Source organism: Anaerotignum lactatifermentans (assembly GCF_016902535.1).
GTDB classification, from domain to species: Bacteria; Bacillota; Clostridia; order Lachnospirales; family Anaerotignaceae; genus Anaerotignum; species Anaerotignum lactatifermentans_A.
Genome location: NZ_JACSNY010000021.1, coordinates 11,733 through 30,039 on the forward strand (window position 1 = coordinate 11,733; position 18,307 = coordinate 30,039).

Here is an 18,307-nt window from a genome sequence, read left to right on the forward strand (position 1 = left end):
TTATTCCGCTTTATATATACCATTATTCAGATAATCCAACAATTCCTCTTTATTCATATGACCAATGCCCAGATCTTCCAGCTTCAGACCTTCTGCATAAAAATCTCTGTCCAGCATCGCATTCGCCATATTGATCATAGAATCAATGACAGGTGTGGCAACACCATATTTTTTTCCTAATTCATGAAACACATGACAACCAATGGGGATATCCTCTGTCATATATCTATGGTCAACAGAGAAGGGGCCTGTACCCAGTGCCATTTCATACACTTCTTCATAAGGTACATACATACCTTCACCCATATATTCACTACCCAAAATATTGGAACGGGAGAAGAATTCTTCTTTTGCAAATGGCTGAATACCTACACCCATAGCTTCTGCAATCCTGCATTCTTCCTGATAAACAGCATACTGTACTTTGGAAACTGTAGGGCTGTAAACATGACAATAAATAGAAAAATCGTATTTATTATTCCCATAAATCAGACCGTAATTTTCCAGAGCACCTACCCCCAGAATAACACCAGGACAATGAAGAATAGGATTTACATTACTGAACCCTGTATCCATGACCGTATAACCACCAACAGGGCCTAGACCATTTGTGATAGCATCCATTGCACCGATATATTTTACACTTTCCAAGAAAACTTCCTGATCAGTCATAGGAAGAGCCGCGCCACGCAGAGTGATAGCACGATAAATGATTCTTGTACTAGGCAGCATGAAAGGACCTTCAGATTCGATTCGGCTACCATAAGGCGCACTGGACCAACCGCCTACAACAACTTTCTTTTCACACCCCATTTCGCGCATCATTTTGCGAAATACCAATGTGCCATAGTTATCAGGGAAAATATGGATAATGTGTCCATCTTGCAAATGTGGGATCAGTTCTTTAAAGAACATTTTATGACCAACAGCAGGCAATGCTACGATAATAATACCTGCATCTTTTACCGCTTCTGCTACGGATGTTGTTACTTTATCAAATTTTGCAACACCTTCACGGAAGAAACCAAATCTATTTGTCTGGTTACCATGAAAACGGAAACCGTTCTTCAGATTATCCAATGTTTTTGATGCAAATGGCTCCAAATCGCACAGAATTACTTCCTGCCCTGCCAGAACACAGTCTGCTGCCATTGCTTTACCAATACCGCCTGCGCCCAGAACAGCAATGGGTTTTTCTTTCAGATAACTTAAATCTTTCATATTTGTTCCTCCTTTTCAAATAACTTCTTAAAAATATCCATAATAAGGTTTCTGCGTTGTTGCATAATGTGCCCAATTAATCATGGTGATAAAGTCAAATACAGGAAGGTTCACTGCATCCTGCACCATATAAGCATAAGGAGGGATATCACTGCATTCCAGTAAAATCGCCCCTACATCATCATGTTCTCGCACAAGTTTTTCTGCTGCACCGACCACGGTTTCCGCAATACTTTCATTGTCCAGATATTCGTATTCATAGCGGATGGTTTTAAAACCATCCAAACCGCCAATATCTTCCACATAAACGTCTTCAGGTGCCACCCCCATATCTCGGAGCATTTTTTCCGTAATATTGCCGCCGGACGCAGTGATTATGCCGATTTTTCTGCCTTTCTTCAGGCCAATTTTGATCATCGGCAACTGCACCATGCTAGAAAGAAATGCAGGGATTTCCAAGGCATCCGCCACATCTTGTTGGAAATTAGCAAAAAAACCACAGGCACCTACAACAGCACGCACCCCTTCTTTTTCCAGTTCTTTTGCTGCATTGATGATTGTTTCTTTCAATGCTGGATCACCTTCAAAAAGCTGTTCTATTTTGAATTCCACTTTTTTATACAACACAGGAAAATCGTAAGTCGTTGCATTGGCAACATTCCCCGGCAATTTGGGATATTTCAAATCCACCGCTATGATGCCAATGGAATGCCCTGCAATGTAGCGCAGATCCGGCACTGTATATTTCTTTTTAATGTCCCCCAGATTACGTACAGATGAATATCCATTTTCCATTCAAACCACCTCCGAACATATTTTAATGAATTTGAGTCAGTGAATTGTTTTCATTATTTTACAATATAATTGTTTATTTTTCAATACAATTTTGTTTGAATCAGATTTTTCTCAACAAAAAAGAGCTTGTATCTATATGTAGACCCTGTTATGCTCATCGACCCATCCATTTTTGACGGACAAAGACATTCTGTCCAGCATCAAGCCGTACAGGAGCTTTGCATCACTGGACAATCCTTTGAACTGTGGATTTGTAAAAAGCACCTTTGGAACTCTATAAAAAGTAAATTGCTCTGATTGCATTCCATAGTAATAATCGAATTGAATACTCATATTGTGTCCCTCCCAGCCTTTCCCATATTGCAAATGAAAAAAGGACTTCCCCTTAGATTTTTTCTAAAGGAAAGTCCTTGATTTTTATCATTATTCTGTTGGGTTCAAAACTTTTTTCTACTACTTAACTTCATACTTCTTCATCATTCTTCACGAATTTGTTGTAGTAATCGTTGTAGTAGCCAACAAGGACACTCTGAAAAGCCCGAAAAATCAACATTTAGTCATTGATTGGTTTCATTGTGGGGAACAGAATAACGTCTCTGATGGAAACGGATTCTGTGAGCAGCATAACAAATCTGTCGATGCCAACACCCAGACCGCCTGTAGGAGGCATACCGTATTCCAGCGCTGTCAGGAAATCTTCGTCAATCATGTTGGCTTCGTCGTCGCCTGCTTCTCTCAGATATTCCTGATACTCGAAACGATGACGCTGGTCGATGGGGTCATTCAGCTCGGAGTATGCGTTGCCGTACTCTCTGCCCACGATGAACAGCTCGAAACGTTCTGTGAATTCGGGCTTGTCCGGTTTTCTCTTGGTCAGAGGGGAAATTTCCACAGGGTAGTCGATGATAAAGGTGGGCTGGATCAGGTTCTTTTCTACGAATTCCTCGAAGAACAGATTCAGAATATCGCCCTTTACATGACGTTCCTCATATTCCACATGATGCTCGTCGGCAATCTTCTTCGCTTCTTCTGTATCCTTTACCTGATCGAAGTCTACACCGGAGAATTCCTTGACTGCGTCTACCATGGTCTTTCTGGCAAAGGGTTTGCCCAGATCCAGTTCATAGCCGCCGTAGTGTACGGTGGTGGTACCCAGTACGTTCTGTGCTACGGTACGGAACATTTCCTCTGTAATATCCATCATGCCGTTGTAGTCTGTGTATGCCTGATACAGCTCCATCAGCGTAAATTCCGGGTTATGACGAACGGAAATGCCTTCGTTTCTAAATACACGGCCGATTTCATATACACGTTCAAAACCGCCCACGATCAGACGTTTCAGCGGCAGTTCCAGCGCGATACGGCAGTACATGTCAATATCCAGTGTGTTATGGTGTGTGATAAAGGGTCTTGCGGACGCGCCGCCGGGAATGGTCTGCAGGACAGGTGTTTCCACTTCCAAAAAGCCCTTGCTGTCCAGGAATTTACGGATTTCCGTAATGATCTGGGAACGCTTGATAAAGGTATCTCTTACCTCAGGGTTCACGATCAGGTCCATATATCTCTGACGGTAGCGCAGCTCCTGATCCTTCAGGCCGTGGAATTTTTCCGGCAGCACCTGCAGGCTCTTGGACAGCAGCACTACTTCCTTAGCGTGTACGGAGATCTCGCCGGTCTTTGTTTTAAATACAAAGCCTTTGATGCTGATAATATCGCCGATATCGAATTTCTTGAAAGCGGCATAAGCCTCGTCGCCGATGTCGTTGCGGCTTACATAGGACTGGATGGCACCGTTTCTGTCCTGAATGTTGCAGAAGGAAGCCTTGCCCATGATACGCTTGCTCATCAATCTGCCGGCAATGGCAACATCCTTTTCCTCCAGCTCCTCAAAATGTTCCTTGATTTCTGTGCTGTGGTGTGTTACCTCGCATTTTGTGATCTCAAAGGGGTCTTTGCCTTCCGCCTGAAGCTGTGCCAGCTTCTCCCGTCTGATTCTGATCTGTTCGCTTAACTCCTGCTGGGTCAGTTCCTTTTCCTCCGCAGGCTGGTGATTCTGTTCTGCCAATTTCTTTTCCTCCATTCCCTTTTCCTTTTCAGGAACCATTATTTCTGAATGCCCAAAATCTTGAATTCCACTTCGCCGTCGGGTGTATCCGCCATAACGCTGGCACCAATCTTCTGGCCCAGCAGCGCCATACCCAGAGGGGATTCGTTGGAAATGCGGCCGTTCATAGGGTCCGCCTCAGTGGAGCCAACGATGGTGTATTCCATTTCCTCGTCGAATTCCACATCCAGTACCGTTACCTTAGAGCCAAGGTTGACAACGTCCTTCTTCAGCGCGTCCTCATCAATGACTTCCGCGTTGCGCAGCAGGTTTTCCAGCTGTACGATACGGCTTTCGATTTCGCCCTGTTCTTCCTTCGCCGCGTCGTACTCGGCGTTTTCAGACAGGTCGCCCTGGCCTCTGGCCTCTTTGATCTTCTCCGCTACTTCTTTTCTTCTGACAGTTTTCAGGTTTTCCAGTTCCTGCTCCATCTTTTTCAGACCTTCATAGGTCATAACTACCTTTTTTGCTTCTGCCATGATTATTTCATCTCCTTGCGGGTTTTTTTCATTTTTTTGCGAAACACGGTTTTTCCTTGATTTTACAAGGAAAATGGAGGGCTATGCTGCCACCCTCCGAAAATTCATTGATAAATTATATACTAAGGTAGGTATTTTTGTCAATGTTTTCTCCGTGAAAACAGGGAATTTCTCCTTGATTTTTCGGTTTTTTTCTTTCTTTTTCTCTGGCTGTGGCCACTGGAGACCATCCGTTTTCCTCCAGCCACGCCTTTGCCTCTCCGGCGCCCTCTCCTTTGGCAAAATAGCGGGCAAAGGCGGCAGATTCCAGAAATGCCGCCGCCTCCGCTGCCGCGCTCTCCCTTTTGCCGCCGCCGCAGGAAAAAACAAGATTCCCGGCACAGCAAACATCAGGCCGCACGGAGGCCAGTCTGCGGCGCAGGGCCTCGTTATCACCCAGATCCAGAAAAAAAGCGCCCTGCCGCAAAGCGTAGGTCATGGCACTGCCGCTCTTCTGCCAGGAAATCACGGCATCCGCCTGCCGGAACGTATCCTGCCCACAGGAAGAAAGCGTCTCCAGCACCAGCCCCCGCTCCGCCATCATCCGCTCCTGCCAGAGAAAAAACACATCGGGGCGGTCTGTCAGCACGCCCAGCCGGTTCACCTTCTGCGAAAGGGTCTCCAAGGCGGCGAATATTTCCTCCCCGCCGCCGTCCGCCAGCACAAATATTGCCTCCTCCAGCCCCTTCCCTTTCTTTTTCAGCCAGAAGGCCCCGCTTTCCGCCGCGAAAAGAGACGCCAGCTTTCCGCCGCGGGCAAAGGGCAGGATTTCCTGGGGCAGATCCGCCGCCAGCGGTGACAAGGCGATTTTTGCCCCTCTGTATTTCGCTTCCTCCAGTGCCGCCTTCGCCGCCGCCCGCCAGGCCGGAGAAAAATATCCTTCCCGGTCCGTCTGAAGCCGGCAGATCATCCCCTCCTCCGACTGTTCCCAAAGAACGGGACGGCGGCGCAGTACGTAACTTTCCCGCCAGGAAACCGGCAGACGGCGAACCCAGAAGGGCAGGGCCCGTTCCTCTTTGGATTGGCAAAATTCCACCTCCACTATGGACATAAACCTCGCTCCTTTCTCGTTATTTTTTTATCAATATATCGTGATTTCATGTCTTACAATTCATAGAAATTCCCGGCCAATCAATGACGTTTTTTCTTGTTTTATGGAAATTCTGTATGGAAATTAACACAATTTTCCATAACTAAATTGCCATTGTACCATTAAAAATACTTAATTTTGTTGTTTCCCCCGCATTTATTTTGGAGAAATTATTTCATTTTTTATAAGTTTTTCCAATTTTTTTGTCGAATGTATTTCAAAAATACATAAGCGTGTACAAAATCTCATACAAGAGCTGGAAAACCCACATTTTCCCCAAAATATCCTGATGATTTCTTGACAATGTATGCAAAATACACTATGATGAAATCAACAAATACTATCGGGGACCATTACTTATTTATATGAAAGGAGTCTTTCCATGAATACAAAAATCATGAAAACCATGGACGGTAACGAAGCGGCGGCTTATATCTCCTACGCTTTTACAGAGGTTGCCACCATTTACCCCATTACCCCTTCCTCCCCCATGGCGGAACACGTAGACAGCTGGTCCGCAAACGGCAAGAAAAACATGTTCGGCCAGACAGTCCGTCTGGTGGAAATGGAATCTGAGGCCGGTGCCGTAGGCGCTATGCACGGCGCGCTGGAGGCAGGTACATTGACCACTACCTATACCGCTTCTCAGGGCCTTTTGCTGATGATCCCCGGCATTTATCGTATCGCCGGCCAGTTAAAGCCCGGTGTATTCCATGTCAGCTCCAGAACCGTCGGCACACACGCCTTCTCCATCTTCGGCGATCATTCCGACGTCATGTCCTGCCGTCAGATCGGTGTTGCCATGCTGTCCTCCGCTTCTGTACAGGAAGTCATGGATCTGGGCGGCGTAGCCCATCTTTCCGCCATCAAAGGCAGTGTACCTTTCATGCATTTCTTTGACGGCTTCCGTACTTCTCACGAATTGCAGAAGATCGAAGTCATGGACTATGAAGATATCGAAAAACTGGTGGATCAGGAAGCCCTGAAAAAATTCCGGAAAAACGCCCTGAACCCTGAGCATCCCGTACAGCGCTCCACCGTACAGAACCCTGACGTATTCTTCCAGAACAGAGAGGCGCAGACACCCTTCTATATCCGTCTGCCGGAAATCGTGGAAGAATATATGCACGAAATCAACAAGATCACAGGCAGAAATTATCAGCTCTTCAACTACTTCGGCGCACCCGATGCGGAGCATGTGCTCATCGCCATGGGTTCTGTCACCGGCGCGGCACAGGAAGTTGTAGAATACCTGACCGCCAAAGGCGAAAAAGTGGGCTTTTTACAGGTACATCTGTATCGTCCTTTCTCCTTGAAGCATTTCCTGAACGCTCTGCCGGAAACAGCGAAGATCGTTACTGTTCTGGACAGAACAAAGGAACCCGGCGCTCTGGGCGAACCTCTGTATCAGGATGTTTGTTCCGCACTGACAGAAGCCGGCAGAAGTCCTCTGGTACTGGCCGGCAGATACGGTCTGTCCTCTAAGGATGTTACACCGGCTCAGATCGTAGCGGTATATGACAACATGAAGGGCGAAAAGAAGAACCACTTCACCGTGGGCATCATCGATGATGTTTCCATGTCCTCCATTGACGTAGGCGCGGAACCGGAAGTAACCGACCAGAGCACCATCGCCTGCAAATTCTGGGGGCTGGGCTCCGACGGCACCGTTGGCGCCAACAAAAACTCCATCAAGATCATCGGTGACCATACAGATAAATACGCACAGGCGTACTTTGAATATGACACCAAAAAATCCGGCGGTATCACAAAATCCCACCTGCGTTTCGGGGATGTGCCCATCCGCTCCAGCTATCTGGTATTCAAGGCGGACTTTGTGGCCTGCCATAATCAGTCTTACATCACAAAATATGATATCGTTTCCGAAATCAAGCCCGGCGGCACCTTCCTGCTGAACTGCGGCTGGAAGGGTGAGGAACTGGAACACCACCTGCCCGCCGATGTGAAACGCTATATTGCCAACAACAATATCCATTTCTATACCATTGACGCCGTGGAAATCTGCCGTGAGATCGGTCTGGGCAACCGGACGAACTCCGTTTTGCAGTCCGCCTTCTTCAAACTGGCCAACATCATCCCCGTAGATGACGCTGTCAGCTACATGAAAGCGGCCATCGAGAAATCCTACGGCAAGAAGGGCGAAAAAGTGGTCAACATGAACTATGCCGCTGTGGACGCAGGTCTGACCGGTCTGGTGAAGATCGACGTACCCGAAAGCTGGAAAGACGCCAAGGACGTGGACAAAGAAGAAATCAAGCGGGTTCTGCCGGAATACGTGGAAAAACTTCTGGTTCCCATGAACGCACTGAAAGGCGACTCTTTGCCCGTATCCGTATTCGTTGGCAGAGAAGACGGCACCGTGCCTCTGGGTACCTCCGCTTACGAAAAACGCGGCGTTGCCATTGACGTACCCGAATGGGATGCCACAAAATGTATCCAGTGTAACCAGTGCTCCTATGTATGTCCTCATGCCTGCATCCGTCCTTTCCTGCTGACAGAAGAGGAAGCGGCCAACGCACCGGAAGGCTATGTGACAGAAAAGGCAAAAGGCGCCGGCGAGATCACAAAATATCGTTTCCGTATCCAGGTAGATCCTCTGGATTGTCAGGGCTGCGGCGTCTGCGTAACCGCATGTCCCGCCAAGGAAAAAGCCCTGGTGATGAAACCTCTGGAAAGCCAGATGCACGAACAGCCCAACTGGGACTTCTCCCTGGGACTGTCCGAAAAAGAAAATCCTATGGACAAATACAGCGTAAAAGGCTCTCAGTTTGAACAGCCTCTGCTGGAGTTCTCCGGCGCATGCGCGGGCTGCGGCGAGACCGCTTACGCAAAACTGATGACACAGCTCTACGGCGACCGTATGTATCTGGCAAACGCCACCGGCTGTACACAGGCTTGGGGCGCTGCTGCACCCTGCGTACCTTACACCACCAATAAAGACGGCTGGGGCCCCGCATGGAGCAACTCCCTCTTTGAAAATAACGCGGAATTCTCCCTGGGTATGGTTCTGGCCGTAGAACAGCAGAGAGAACGCGTGACCATGAAGCTGAAAGAACTGCTGGCTCTGGTCAACAACGCTGATTTCAAGGCTGCGGCGGATGTATGGCTGGAAAACTACGACGACGGCCACAGAAGCAAGGCCGACACCAGAGATCTGCTGGCGGCGCTGGATAAGCTGTCCGTAGAGGGCGAAGCAGCGGAACTGAAAGACTTTATTCTGGACAATAAAGAACACCTGACCAAGAAATCCATGTGGATGTACGGCGGCGACGGCTGGGCATACGACATCGGCTACGGCGGTCTGGATCACGTTCTGGCTTCCGGCGCGGACGTAAACGTACTAGTAGTAGATACAGAAGTATACTCCAATACCGGCGGTCAGTCCTCCAAGGCAACTCCCATCGGCGCTGTGGCACAGTTCGCCGCAGGGGGCAAGCCTACTGTAAAGAAAGATCTGGGTATGCTGGCTATGAGCTATGGTTATATCTATGTGGCACAGGTAGCTCTGGGTGCGAACCCTGCGCAACTCATCAAGGCGCTGAAAGAAGCGGAAGCCTACAAGGGACCTTCCCTTATCATCGCTTACGCGCCCTGCATCAACCACGGCATTTCCAAAGGTATGGCAAACGCCCAGCTGGAGGCAAAACTGGCTGTGGATGCCGGCTACTGGTTCCTGTACCGCTACAATCCCGATCTGAAGAAGGAAGGCAAGAACCCCTTCATTCTGGATTCGAAAGAGCCTTCTCTGGATTACAACGAATTTATCATGGGCGAAGTTCGCTACGCTTCCCTGGTTCGTACCTTCCCTGAAACAGCAAAGGTACTGCTGGCAGAGGCGGCGGAAAAAGCCAAAGAAAAATATGAGGCATACAGGAAGCTTGCGGAACAATAAAAAACCCCGTACTTCCGCAGGCATTTTGGTTTCCAGGTCGCCCGGAGCTCATGGACTCCGGGCGACCCTCCCAAATGCGACCTCCAATAAATATTTAGATTATAGGGCAACAGGAAAAAGAGGGATACCTTATGTATCCCTCTTTTTCCTGTCGTTTTTTCCCAAAAAAAACATCCCTACTGTTTTTCTGGGGAAAAGACTTGTCACAGCGGCCCATCCTCTATATAATAGTTACCGGTAAAAAAGTTTCCATAAATGAAAAATAGAACTAAAGGAGTGTTTTCATGACTGATACTAAGAAAAAAATGCCGCTGGCCTTCTGGATCTTTCTGGGGCTGGTAGTGGGGATCGCCGCGGGATTGATCCTTATGACCCTTCAGCCCCTTGGCATGAGCGGCGCGGACTTTGCCAAAAGCTATATCCAGCCCTTTGGCACTATTTTCCTGAACCTGCTGAAATTCATTGTTGTGCCCATCGTCATGTTTTCCATCGCGGCGGGCGTTATCTCCATGAAGGACATCAAGCGGGTAGGCGCCATTGGCGGCAAAACCATCATTTACTATATGTGTACCACCGCCTTTGCCGTAACACTGGCGCTGTTTCTGGCTTCCTTCGCCAAGGACTTTTTTGTGGTGCTGGACGCCTCCGATGCGGCTTATACCCCCGCCGAGAGCCAGAGCATCATGGATACCATCGTTTCTATCTTCCCCTCTAACTTCATCCAGCCTCTGGCAAACGCCTCCATGCTGCAGGTTATTGTCATTGCCCTGTTTCTGGGCTTCGGCATCCTGCTGGCGGGAGAAAAGGGCCAGATGGCGGGACAGGCGGTAGAGAGCTTCAACGAGGTATTCTTAAAGATTATGGATCTTATCATCCGTCTTTCCCCCATTGGTGTGGCCTGCCTCATCTGTCCCGTTGTGGCAGAAAACGGACCTATGCTGCTGACCAATCTGTTCATGGTATTGGCGGTGGCCTACATCGGGTATCTGGCTCATATGGCCATTGTGTATTCCTTTGCCGTGCGCACCTTTGCCGGCATCTCTCCTTTGAAATTCTTTAAGGAAATGATGCCCGCCATGATGATGGCCTTCTCCTCCGCTTCCTCCGTGGGCACACTGCCCTTTACGCTGGAGGCTTCGGAGCGTCTGGGGGCCCGCCGGGAGGTCGCCGGCTTCGTACTGCCTCTGGGCAGCACCATCAACATGGACGGCACCGCCATCTATCAGGGGGTATGCGCCGTATTTATCGCCGCCTGCTATGGTGTCGACCTGAATCTGGGCCAGATCATCACCATCATCCTGACGGCGACACTGGCCTCCATCGGTACGGCAGGCGTTCCCGGCGCCGGTCTGGTCATGCTGGCCATGGTACTGGAAAGCGTAGGTCTGCCTGTGGCTGGGATCGGTCTGGTGGTTGGCTTTGACCGTATTTTCGATATGGGCCGTACCGTTGTCAATATCACAGGCGACGCCTCCTGTGCCGTTATCGTTTCCAAACTGGACGAGAAACGCAGCGCGCGAAAAGCGAAGGCCGCTTAAAACAATCTGCTTAAAAAAAGGTCATTTCCTGACAACGGGGAAATGGCCTCTTTTTTCTGTCGTCTCTTGCTTCCGCGTTTTTTTCGGCGTACAATGGTCTATAATGTATGATCGTGCGGGAGGTGCCTATGTATTCCAATCTGAAAACTTATCTGATCCTGTTTACAGGCGTATTTGCTTTGTCTACCTCTGCCATTTTCGCCAGAATCGCCAAAGCGCCGTCTTCTATTACCGCCTTTTACCGGCTTTTTCTGGCCGCGGCCGTTCTGACGCCCGTACTGCTGCTACACCGGCCCAGCCGGGCGGAACTGAAAACCATCCCAGCGGGACAATGGGCGCGTATTCTGGCGGCCGGTCTTTTTCTGGCCCTGCACTATATGCTCTGGTTTGAGTCCCTGCGCTATACTTCCGTTGCCAGTTCCACCGTCCTTGTCTGTCTCCAGCCACTGTTTTCTCTGGCCTTTGAGCGGCTGTTCAGCAAAAAAAGAATCAAAAAAACAGCTCTGCTGGGCTGTATAATTGCTCTGTGCGGCAGTGCCGTCATCGGCTCCGGGGATTTCCGCATCAGCGGCAGCGGCCTGCGGGGAGATCTCCTTGCCTTTGTGGCCGCCGGTGTCATCGCGCTGTATTTCTTCGTAGGGGAGCGCGTCAGAAAAGAGCTTTCCGCTGTTACCTACTCCTCATTGAGCTATTTTTTCAGCGCGCTGCTTCTGCTGCTGTACAGTCTGGCGCAAAAGGAGCCCTTTTTCGGCTATTCCGGCCAAACATGGCTGGCCTTTGGGGGTCTGGCGGTGATCTCCACCATTGGCGGACAATTTGTATTCAATCTGCTGCTGCGCCGGGTTCCCGCCTCCGCCGTCACCATGAGTATTCTGGGCGAACCCATCGGCACCTGTATTCTGGCTTACTTTATTCTGCGCGAAACCATTCTGCCCCAGCAGTTCTGCGGTATGGTCATCATATTTTTGGGGATGGTAATATTCTTTTTTCCCTCCGCCCAAAAATCCGAACGCGGACCGGCCCTATCCAAAAAGACCTGAGATTCTATGAACCTCAGGTCTTTTTATGTTAATCCGCCAGAATCCGTCCGTCGGTGGAAATGGTCACTACCTGCCAGGGAATAAATTTTCCGCTGGCCTGCAGCGCCTTTTTCGCCGCCAGCTCCATACCGCCGCAGCAGGGCACTTCCATACGCACAATCGTAACACTCTGAATATCGTTCTGTTTAATGATCTCTGTCAGCTTTTCGCTGTAATCCACCATATCCAGCTTGGGGCAGCCCACCAATGTGATCTTGCCCTCCATGAACTTTCTGTGGAAATCCCCATAGGCATAAGCGGTACAGTCCGCCGCGATCAGCAGCTTCGCGCCGTCAAAGTAAGGGGCTTTGATGGGGGCCAGCTTGATCTGTACGGGCCACTGCCGCAGGCGAGAGGAAACAGAGCCGCTTTCTTCTTTCTTCTGTGCCGCGGGAGAAAGGCTTCTGCTCTGGCTGCCAGGGCAGGCACAGGGAGCCGCCTTTTTCTGCATATTGGCCTGTACCGCCGCTTCGTCATAGGCCGCCGCCTCCCGCTCCACAAAGGAGATGGCACCTGTGGGACAAACAGGCAGGCAGTCTCCCAGACCGTCACAGTAATCGTCCCGCAGCAGGGTGGCCTTACCGTCTACCATACCGATGGCGCCTTCATGGCAGGCGTTGGCGCACAGTCCGCAGCCGTTGCATTTTTCTTTATCAATTTCAATGATCCGTCTGATCATAGTTCTCCACTCCCTTTTGTTTTGTCTTGTCTTTCTGGTACCAGTATGCTATACTGCAAGAAAAAAATATGTTGTTTTTACAACAAACGGAGGATATCATGTATTCACGACTTACAAAACTTCCTTTCTTCCGAAATATCCCGGAAGATGCGCTGGAAAAAATACTGGTCTTTCTGTCCGCCGGGGAGAAATCCTACCGCAAAGGGGAATACCTGCTCCATACAGGAGACCCCATCGAGGCTGCCGGATTCCTGCTGTCCGGTGAGGTCCATATCCTGCGGGAGGACTTCTGGGGGAACCGGGCTTTGCTGGCTCAGATCCCGGAGGGATTTCTCTTTGGGGAGACCTACGCCCTGCTGCAAAAGGAGGCGGAGGTCAGCGTACAGGCGGCGGCGGATACCACCGTACTGTATCTGCATCTGCACCGTATCCTGACGCCGGAATCTCTCCAGGACCCTTACCTGGCCATACTGGCGAAACGGTTCCTGCTGTCCTTCGCCGAACGGAATCTGACCCTGACGGGAAAGATCTCCCATATCACCTGCCGCACCACCCGGGAAAAGCTGCTGTCCTATCTTTCCTCCCAGGCGCAAAAAAGCGGCAGCGCCGTGTTTTCCATCCCCTTCAACCGGCAGCAGCTGGCGGATTATCTGGCGGTGGAACGCAGCGCTATGTCGGCGGAACTGAGCCGCATGAAAAAAGACGGGCTATTGGATTATCATAAAAACCATTTTCGCCTTTTCACCTAAAAAATTCTTAAATTTTGCGTAATATTTCAAAACTGCCCCTGTCTTTCCCTGAAAAACATGATATACTATGCATATAATGCAATTATTTTGAAAGGAGCATACTCATATGAAAAAGAAATTATGTTTATTTTTGGCCTGCGCCATGACAGCGGTCCTGCTTTTTGGCTGCGGCTCTTCCACGACAGACTCCGCTGAGGAACAGGAAGCCGTTACTACCCCCGGCTCCAATATCGAATATGAACAGGATGGCAGCCTGCCCCCTCTGGACAAGGATCTGCAAACACTGTATCAGGAGGCTCAGGGTCTTTATGAGCAGATCTCTCTGACGGGCTTTGATATGGACACCTCCGACACTCTGGAAAAGGACGGTCTGGTGTACTATAAGGTAAATGACTCCCGTTTCTCCGATTATGACAGCTTTTACAGCTATCTGAACCAGTACTTTACCAAAGACTTTATCGATGAGGAGATCATGACAGAAAGCAATCTGCGCTTTGCCAAGGGTGACAACGGCGATCTGTATATCCTGGACGGCAACAGGGGCACCAACATCTTCTTCGCCGGCTATGTCATGACCGTAGACAGCCAGACCGACAAGGAGATCCTCTTTACCTCCACAGTATACTATACAATGGACACAGCCAACGAAGCGGAAATCTTCTACACCGCTCCGGAGGACCCGGAAAATTATACCACAAAAACATATCAGTTTGATCTGATTCAGGAAGACGGCAGCTGGAAGTTTGACAATTTCTATCTGTTCTACTAAAAAATAATATACCTTGCGAAAACAAACCCGCGGGCATCCTTACGAAACAAAGGATACCCGCGGGTTTTTCCGTTAGGGATAAATTCTGTTTTTTCTTATGCTTTGCCGATACGCCGGTCTTTTTCCAGCACCGCGTCAAAGGCCGCCATAATCGTATGCTCGAAGCCATGCTCCTGCAAAGCGGCTACCCCTTCTATGGTCGTGCCGCCGGGAGAGCAGACCTGATCTACCAGCGGCCAGGGAGCTTCTCCGCTTTCCAATACCATTTTGGCACTGCCCAGCACCGTTTCCGCCGTGATTTTCAGGGCCTGCTGTTTGGGCATTCCCGCCTTCAGTGCCGCTCTGGCCAAAGCGTCCATATAGATATAGGCAAAGGCCACAGAGGCTCCGCCAATGACGCTGAAAATGCTGAAATGCTCCTCCGGGATCACAGCCACACTGCCAATGGTGGAAAATACTTCTTTCACGCCCTCCAGCTGTTCCTCTGTTACAAAGGCGTTGGCGCAGATCCCAGAAGTAGACGCGCCGATCTTGGCGTTGATATTGGGCATCACACGGACAATGGGCGTCCCCTCCGGGAAAAAGCCCGCCAGATATTCCAGTGTTTTCCCGGCGGCTATGGAGACCACCAGCGGCTTCTTCTGGGCAAAATCCTCTTTCAGACCCGGCAGGATCTCCGCCAGCACATGAGGCTTTACGCCCAGCACCACCACATCCGCGGCTTCGATGACCTCCGCAGAGGAAACGCAGGCACAGGCGCCGCAGCTGCCCGCCAGCTTCCAGGCGGAAGTCACCGTTTTGCTGGTAATAAAAATATCTCTTCCGTCATAGCCTGCCGCCGTCATTCCTTTGACAATGGCGCTGACCATATTCCCCGCGCCGATAAATCCATATTTCATCTAAAGCCCTCCTTTTATGGACATTTCTTTTGTCCCATTGTAACACGTTCCCATGGCAAAAAAAAGGGAGAGCCCTGTTTTTCAGGCTCTCCCCAGGGGGATTTTTTCTATTAGCAGATGATGTTCTGCTGGCTGCCGCTCTCCCATTTCAGGATATTCTCAAATACGATCTGCGCTCTGGTGAACAGTGCTTCATGAGACGCGAAAGCAACGTGCGGTGTTACCACTGTATGCTTTGCTGTCATCAGAGGATGATCCGCGGGCACGGGAGGCTCCATCTCGAATACATCGATGCCGGCGCCGGCGATCTTGCCGCTGTTAAGTGCCGCTGCCAGAGCCGCGCTGTCAACAACGCCGCCTCTTGCTGTATTCAGCAGAATCGCGTTTTCTTTCATCAGGCCGATTTCTTTTTCACCAATGAGGCCCTTTGTTTTGTCATTGAGAGGCACATGAAGGGAAACAATGTCGCTCTTTGCCAGCAGTTCCTCCAGAGACAGATAAGGGATGCCCAGGGCTTCCATTTCGGGCTTTTTGCTGCGGCTGTAAGCCACTACATCACAGCCAAAGGCCTGCGCGATCTTGGCTACCTTGCAGCCAATGGCGCCGGTGCCTACGACACCAAAGGTCTTGCCGTAAAGCTCGCTGCCTACCAGACCAGCCTTTGTGCCTTCCTCACGGCATACCTTATCACAGGCAGGAATATTGCGCAGTACAGATACCGCCAGACCGAAGGCCAGTTCCGCTACGGCGTTAGTGGAGTAGCCAGCCGCGTTGGAAACGGCAATGCCGCGTTCCTTGCAGTAATCCACATCAATATGGTCCACACCGGTGAAGGCCACAGACAGGAATTTCGCTTTTTCGCATTTTTCCAATACATTTTTGCGCAGAGGCTGGTTGGCGATAATCAAAACATCGGCATCCTTGCCGCGTTCCGCCAGCTCGTCCTGATCCTCTGTTTTTGTGGCGTAAGCCACCAGTTCATGACCGGCATCCTTCACTGCCTGGGCAGCAATGGCCAGTTTTTCGTCTGTAATGCCCAAAGGCTCTAAAATCACAATTTTCATGCTCTTAACCTCCCATTATGTATGAATTTAATTTCATTGTATCCCCCTTTTTTTCAAAAATCAATAAACTTTTTTTCATTCTGGCAAAAAATCTTTCTTTCCCCTCCGCCTTCGTATATACTAAAGAAAAAAACAAGGAGCGTGGAAAAAATGTCCGTTTTATTTTTAGAATATCCCAAATGCAGTACCTGCAAAAAGGCCAAAGCATGGCTGGAAACGGCAGGTGTGGACTTTACTGACCGCCATATCGTAGAGCAAAACCCCACCAAGGAGGAATTACAGGCATGGCACGCCCTCAGCGGACTGCCCTTAAAGAAATTCTTCAATACCAGCGGTATGCTCTATAAGGAAATGCAGTTAAAGGACAAGCTGCCCCAGATGAGCGACGAGGAGCAGTACGAGCTGCTGTCCACCAACGGTATGTTGGTGAAACGTCCCCTCATCATCGGAGAGGATTTCATTCTGGTGGGCTTCAAAGAAGGGGAATGGGAACGGCTGAAATGAGCAGACGGAAAAAAGAAAAGAAGAAAAACCTCCTTTCCGCCGTTGTGGAATTTCTCGTGGAAGGCTTTCTGACTATTTTAGACGCCATTTTCTGATTTTTTTCCGGAAAAGGGAAACTTTTCCCCTCTTCCCTTCGTCCAACAGCATAACCATATTATGTTTTTTTTCAGAAAGGGGTTGGCAGTATGAAGAACTGGAAAAGAAAAATGCTCGCTCTGGCGGCGGCATCCGTAATGGTATTGGGCATGAGCGTTACCGCTTTGGCGGCGGAGCCCGGCACCATCACCGTAAACGGCCAGGGTATCGTTTCTGTGGCGCCGGATCTGGCTACGATCCATGTAACCGTGGAAAAAACAGCGTCCACCGCGGCACAGGCACAGAAAGACGTCAATACAAAAGTAGACAGTATCCGGACCGCCATGAAAGCCCTTGGCGTTGCGGAAGAGGATATGACCACCTCTTATGTTTCCGTTTACGCCACCTACCGCTATGACGACAATACCGGAGAAAGAAAACTCAGCGGCTATGAGGCGTACACCTCCCTTTCTGTTTCCACCAATGACGTGGACAATGCCGGGAAATACGTTGACGCGGCCCTGAAAGCAGGGGCAACCGGTACAGACGGCGTTTCCTTCTCTCTGGAGACACCGGAACAGTATTATAATCAGGCGCTGCAGGAAGCCGTAAAAACGGCCCAGTCCTCCGCTCAGGCCATTGCGCAGGCTTATGGCAGAAATCTGGGACAGGTTCTTTCCGTGACGGAGAACAGCCGCAACAGCTCCACCACTTATAAACAAATGAATTACGCCGTAGCAGAAGAGGCCATGGCTATGGACAGCACTGCGGCCAGAGGCGAGACGGAGATTTCCTATGAGGATATTGAGGTCAGCGCCAATATTACAGCGGTATATCAATTCTAAGAGAAGACAGCAGGTTCCTACAAAGAGGAACCTGCTTTTTGTATGGGAAAAGACATCCGTGGACCTTTGGCGAAGACAAAGTCCTGCCCGCAGGGAACTTCTTCGTTGATGTCTTTGACGGAGAAGGAGGGATTTGAACAGGCCATTCAGCAAAACTTTGCGTCCGTTTACGATGGCCTGACCCTGCGCTGCTGCGCTGCGAAGGCCGAGTAGACGCGCGTTTTGCGGTTTTTTCCGCAGGAAAAAAGAATTCCTCTCGCATTCTCCGTCTCCCTCCCCCTGCCACTGGCAGCGGTCGACGGAGAATCCCGCGCCGCGGCGCTCGGGTTCTTTTTTAATAAATAAAAAAAAGACACCCGTGGACCTTTGGCGAAGCCAAAGTCCTGCCCCCAGGGAACTTCTTCGTTGATGTCTTTGACGGAGAAGGAGGGATTTGAACAGGCCGTTCAGCAAAACTTTGCGTCC

15 protein-coding genes and 2 pseudogenes are annotated in these 18,307 nt (G+C 49.8%); 8 read left to right on the top strand and 9 right to left on the bottom strand.

From position 1 onward, the window contains the following. The 6 genes and pseudogenes from H9X84_RS11645 to H9X84_RS11670 all read right to left on the bottom strand — a co-directional run bounded on the left by H9X84_RS11645 (window position 1) and on the right by H9X84_RS11670 (window position 5,689). Window positions 1–1,221 carry an NAD/NADP-dependent octopine/nopaline dehydrogenase family protein gene (locus tag H9X84_RS11645; protein WP_205134098.1) on the bottom strand — a complete coding sequence of 407 codons (1,221 nt, stop codon included), beginning with the start codon at window positions 1,219–1,221 and terminating at the stop codon, window positions 1–3. A gap of 27 nt (window positions 1,222–1,248) precedes the next feature. Further along, window positions 1,249–2,016, bottom strand: a complete 768-nt coding sequence (locus H9X84_RS11650) for an aspartate/glutamate racemase family protein (RefSeq protein WP_205134097.1) — start codon at window positions 2,014–2,016, stop codon at window positions 1,249–1,251. A 135-nt stretch (window positions 2,017–2,151) separates the two neighbouring features. After that, window positions 2,152–2,349 (bottom strand): annotated as a pseudogene (locus tag H9X84_RS11655) (replication initiator protein A); the annotation flags it as partial. Window positions 2,350–2,584: 235 nt separating this feature from the next. Next, window positions 2,585–4,081 (bottom strand): annotated as a pseudogene (gene lysS / locus H9X84_RS11660) (lysine--tRNA ligase); the annotation flags it as partial. Window positions 4,082–4,119: 38 nt separating this feature from the next. Continuing rightward, the gene (greA, locus tag H9X84_RS11665) at window positions 4,120–4,599 is read right to left on the bottom strand and encodes a transcription elongation factor GreA (protein WP_205134094.1); all 480 of its coding nucleotides are present in this window, start codon (window positions 4,597–4,599) and stop codon (window positions 4,120–4,122) included. A 115-nt stretch (window positions 4,600–4,714) separates the two neighbouring features. Further along, window positions 4,715–5,689: a hypothetical protein gene (locus tag H9X84_RS11670; RefSeq protein WP_205134093.1), complete on the bottom strand. Its 975-nt coding sequence runs from the start codon at window positions 5,687–5,689 to the stop codon at window positions 4,715–4,717. Window positions 5,690–6,110: 421 nt separating this feature from the next. Between H9X84_RS11670 and nifJ the strand changes: the two genes are divergently transcribed. From nifJ to H9X84_RS11685, 3 genes are all read left to right on the top strand, one after another. Beyond that, complete coding sequence (gene nifJ / locus H9X84_RS11675) at window positions 6,111–9,641, top strand: pyruvate:ferredoxin (flavodoxin) oxidoreductase (protein ID WP_205134092.1); 3,531 nt, start codon at window positions 6,111–6,113, stop codon at window positions 9,639–9,641. Window positions 9,642–9,925: 284 nt separating this feature from the next. Then, a complete protein-coding gene (locus tag H9X84_RS11680) occupies window positions 9,926–11,179 on the top strand; it encodes a dicarboxylate/amino acid:cation symporter (protein ID WP_205134091.1) in 1,254 nt (417 codons plus the stop codon). Between the two features lie 128 nt (window positions 11,180–11,307). Continuing rightward, window positions 11,308–12,219 carry a DMT family transporter gene (locus H9X84_RS11685; protein ID WP_205134090.1) on the top strand — a complete coding sequence of 304 codons (912 nt, stop codon included), beginning with the start codon at window positions 11,308–11,310 and terminating at the stop codon, window positions 12,217–12,219. Between the two features lie 28 nt (window positions 12,220–12,247). Here the strand turns inward: H9X84_RS11685 and H9X84_RS11690 are convergent, their stop codons facing one another. Continuing rightward, entirely contained in the window at window positions 12,248–12,937 is a 690-nt protein-coding gene (locus tag H9X84_RS11690; RefSeq protein WP_205134089.1) for a 4Fe-4S binding protein, read from the bottom strand. Window positions 12,938–13,035: 98 nt separating this feature from the next. Here H9X84_RS11690 and H9X84_RS11695 point away from each other — a divergent pair, with 98 nt between their 5' ends. Together H9X84_RS11695 and H9X84_RS11700 are read left to right on the top strand one after the other, a co-directional pair. After that, on the top strand, window positions 13,036–13,686 hold the full coding sequence (locus tag H9X84_RS11695; RefSeq protein WP_205134088.1) for a Crp/Fnr family transcriptional regulator: 651 nt from the start codon (window positions 13,036–13,038) through the stop codon (window positions 13,684–13,686). A gap of 106 nt (window positions 13,687–13,792) precedes the next feature. Further along, window positions 13,793–14,455, top strand: coding sequence for a DL-endopeptidase inhibitor IseA family protein (locus H9X84_RS11700; RefSeq protein ID WP_205134087.1), 663 nt, complete (start codon window positions 13,793–13,795; stop codon window positions 14,453–14,455). A 95-nt stretch (window positions 14,456–14,550) separates the two neighbouring features. On the opposite strand, the gene proC is transcribed toward H9X84_RS11700, so the two are convergent. After that, complete coding sequence (gene proC / locus H9X84_RS11705) at window positions 14,551–15,354, bottom strand: pyrroline-5-carboxylate reductase (protein WP_205134086.1); 804 nt, start codon at window positions 15,352–15,354, stop codon at window positions 14,551–14,553. 110 nt (window positions 15,355–15,464) lie between these two features. Continuing rightward, on the bottom strand, window positions 15,465–16,418 hold the full coding sequence (locus H9X84_RS11710; protein ID WP_205134085.1) for a 2-hydroxyacid dehydrogenase: 954 nt from the start codon (window positions 16,416–16,418) through the stop codon (window positions 15,465–15,467). Between the two features lie 150 nt (window positions 16,419–16,568). On the opposite strand from H9X84_RS11710, the gene H9X84_RS11715 reads away from it, so the two are divergent. From H9X84_RS11715 to H9X84_RS11725, 3 genes are all read left to right on the top strand, one after another. Beyond that, the gene (locus H9X84_RS11715) at window positions 16,569–16,922 is read left to right on the top strand and encodes an arsenate reductase family protein (protein ID WP_205134084.1); all 354 of its coding nucleotides are present in this window, start codon (window positions 16,569–16,571) and stop codon (window positions 16,920–16,922) included. Window positions 16,923–17,107: 185 nt separating this feature from the next. After that, window positions 17,108–17,842: an SIMPL domain-containing protein gene (locus H9X84_RS11720; protein WP_205134083.1), complete on the top strand. Its 735-nt coding sequence runs from the start codon at window positions 17,108–17,110 to the stop codon at window positions 17,840–17,842. Window positions 17,843–17,884: 42 nt separating this feature from the next. After that, window positions 17,885–18,055, top strand: a complete 171-nt coding sequence (locus H9X84_RS11725; RefSeq protein WP_205134082.1) for a hypothetical protein — start codon at window positions 17,885–17,887, stop codon at window positions 18,053–18,055. The last annotated feature ends 252 nt before the right edge of the window (window positions 18,056–18,307 follow it).

Bases quoted from the DNA above. Each gene is read 5' to 3' on its own strand.
- H9X84_RS11645 (WP_205134098.1), bottom strand. From the start codon at position 1,221: ATGAAAGATTTAAGTTATCTGAAAGAAAAACCCATTGCTGTTCTGGGC.
- H9X84_RS11650 (WP_205134097.1), bottom strand. From the start codon at position 2,016: ATGGAAAATGGATATTCATCTGTACGTAATCTGGGGGACATTAAAAAG.
- greA (WP_205134094.1), bottom strand. From the start codon at position 4,599: ATGGCAGAAGCAAAAAAGGTAGTTATGACCTATGAAGGTCTGAAAAAG.
- H9X84_RS11670 (WP_205134093.1), bottom strand. From the start codon at position 5,689: ATGTCCATAGTGGAGGTGGAATTTTGCCAATCCAAAGAGGAACGGGCC.
- nifJ (WP_205134092.1), top strand. From the start codon at position 6,111: ATGAATACAAAAATCATGAAAACCATGGACGGTAACGAAGCGGCGGCT.
- H9X84_RS11680 (WP_205134091.1), top strand. From the start codon at position 9,926: ATGACTGATACTAAGAAAAAAATGCCGCTGGCCTTCTGGATCTTTCTG.
- H9X84_RS11685 (WP_205134090.1), top strand. From the start codon at position 11,308: ATGTATTCCAATCTGAAAACTTATCTGATCCTGTTTACAGGCGTATTT.
- H9X84_RS11690 (WP_205134089.1), bottom strand. From the start codon at position 12,937: ATGATCAGACGGATCATTGAAATTGATAAAGAAAAATGCAACGGCTGC.
- H9X84_RS11695 (WP_205134088.1), top strand. From the start codon at position 13,036: ATGTATTCACGACTTACAAAACTTCCTTTCTTCCGAAATATCCCGGAA.
- H9X84_RS11700 (WP_205134087.1), top strand. From the start codon at position 13,793: ATGAAAAAGAAATTATGTTTATTTTTGGCCTGCGCCATGACAGCGGTC.
- proC (WP_205134086.1), bottom strand. From the start codon at position 15,354: ATGAAATATGGATTTATCGGCGCGGGGAATATGGTCAGCGCCATTGTC.
- H9X84_RS11710 (WP_205134085.1), bottom strand. From the start codon at position 16,418: ATGAAAATTGTGATTTTAGAGCCTTTGGGCATTACAGACGAAAAACTG.
- H9X84_RS11715 (WP_205134084.1), top strand. From the start codon at position 16,569: ATGTCCGTTTTATTTTTAGAATATCCCAAATGCAGTACCTGCAAAAAG.
- H9X84_RS11720 (WP_205134083.1), top strand. From the start codon at position 17,108: ATGAAGAACTGGAAAAGAAAAATGCTCGCTCTGGCGGCGGCATCCGTA.
- H9X84_RS11725 (WP_205134082.1), top strand. From the start codon at position 17,885: ATGGGAAAAGACATCCGTGGACCTTTGGCGAAGACAAAGTCCTGCCCG.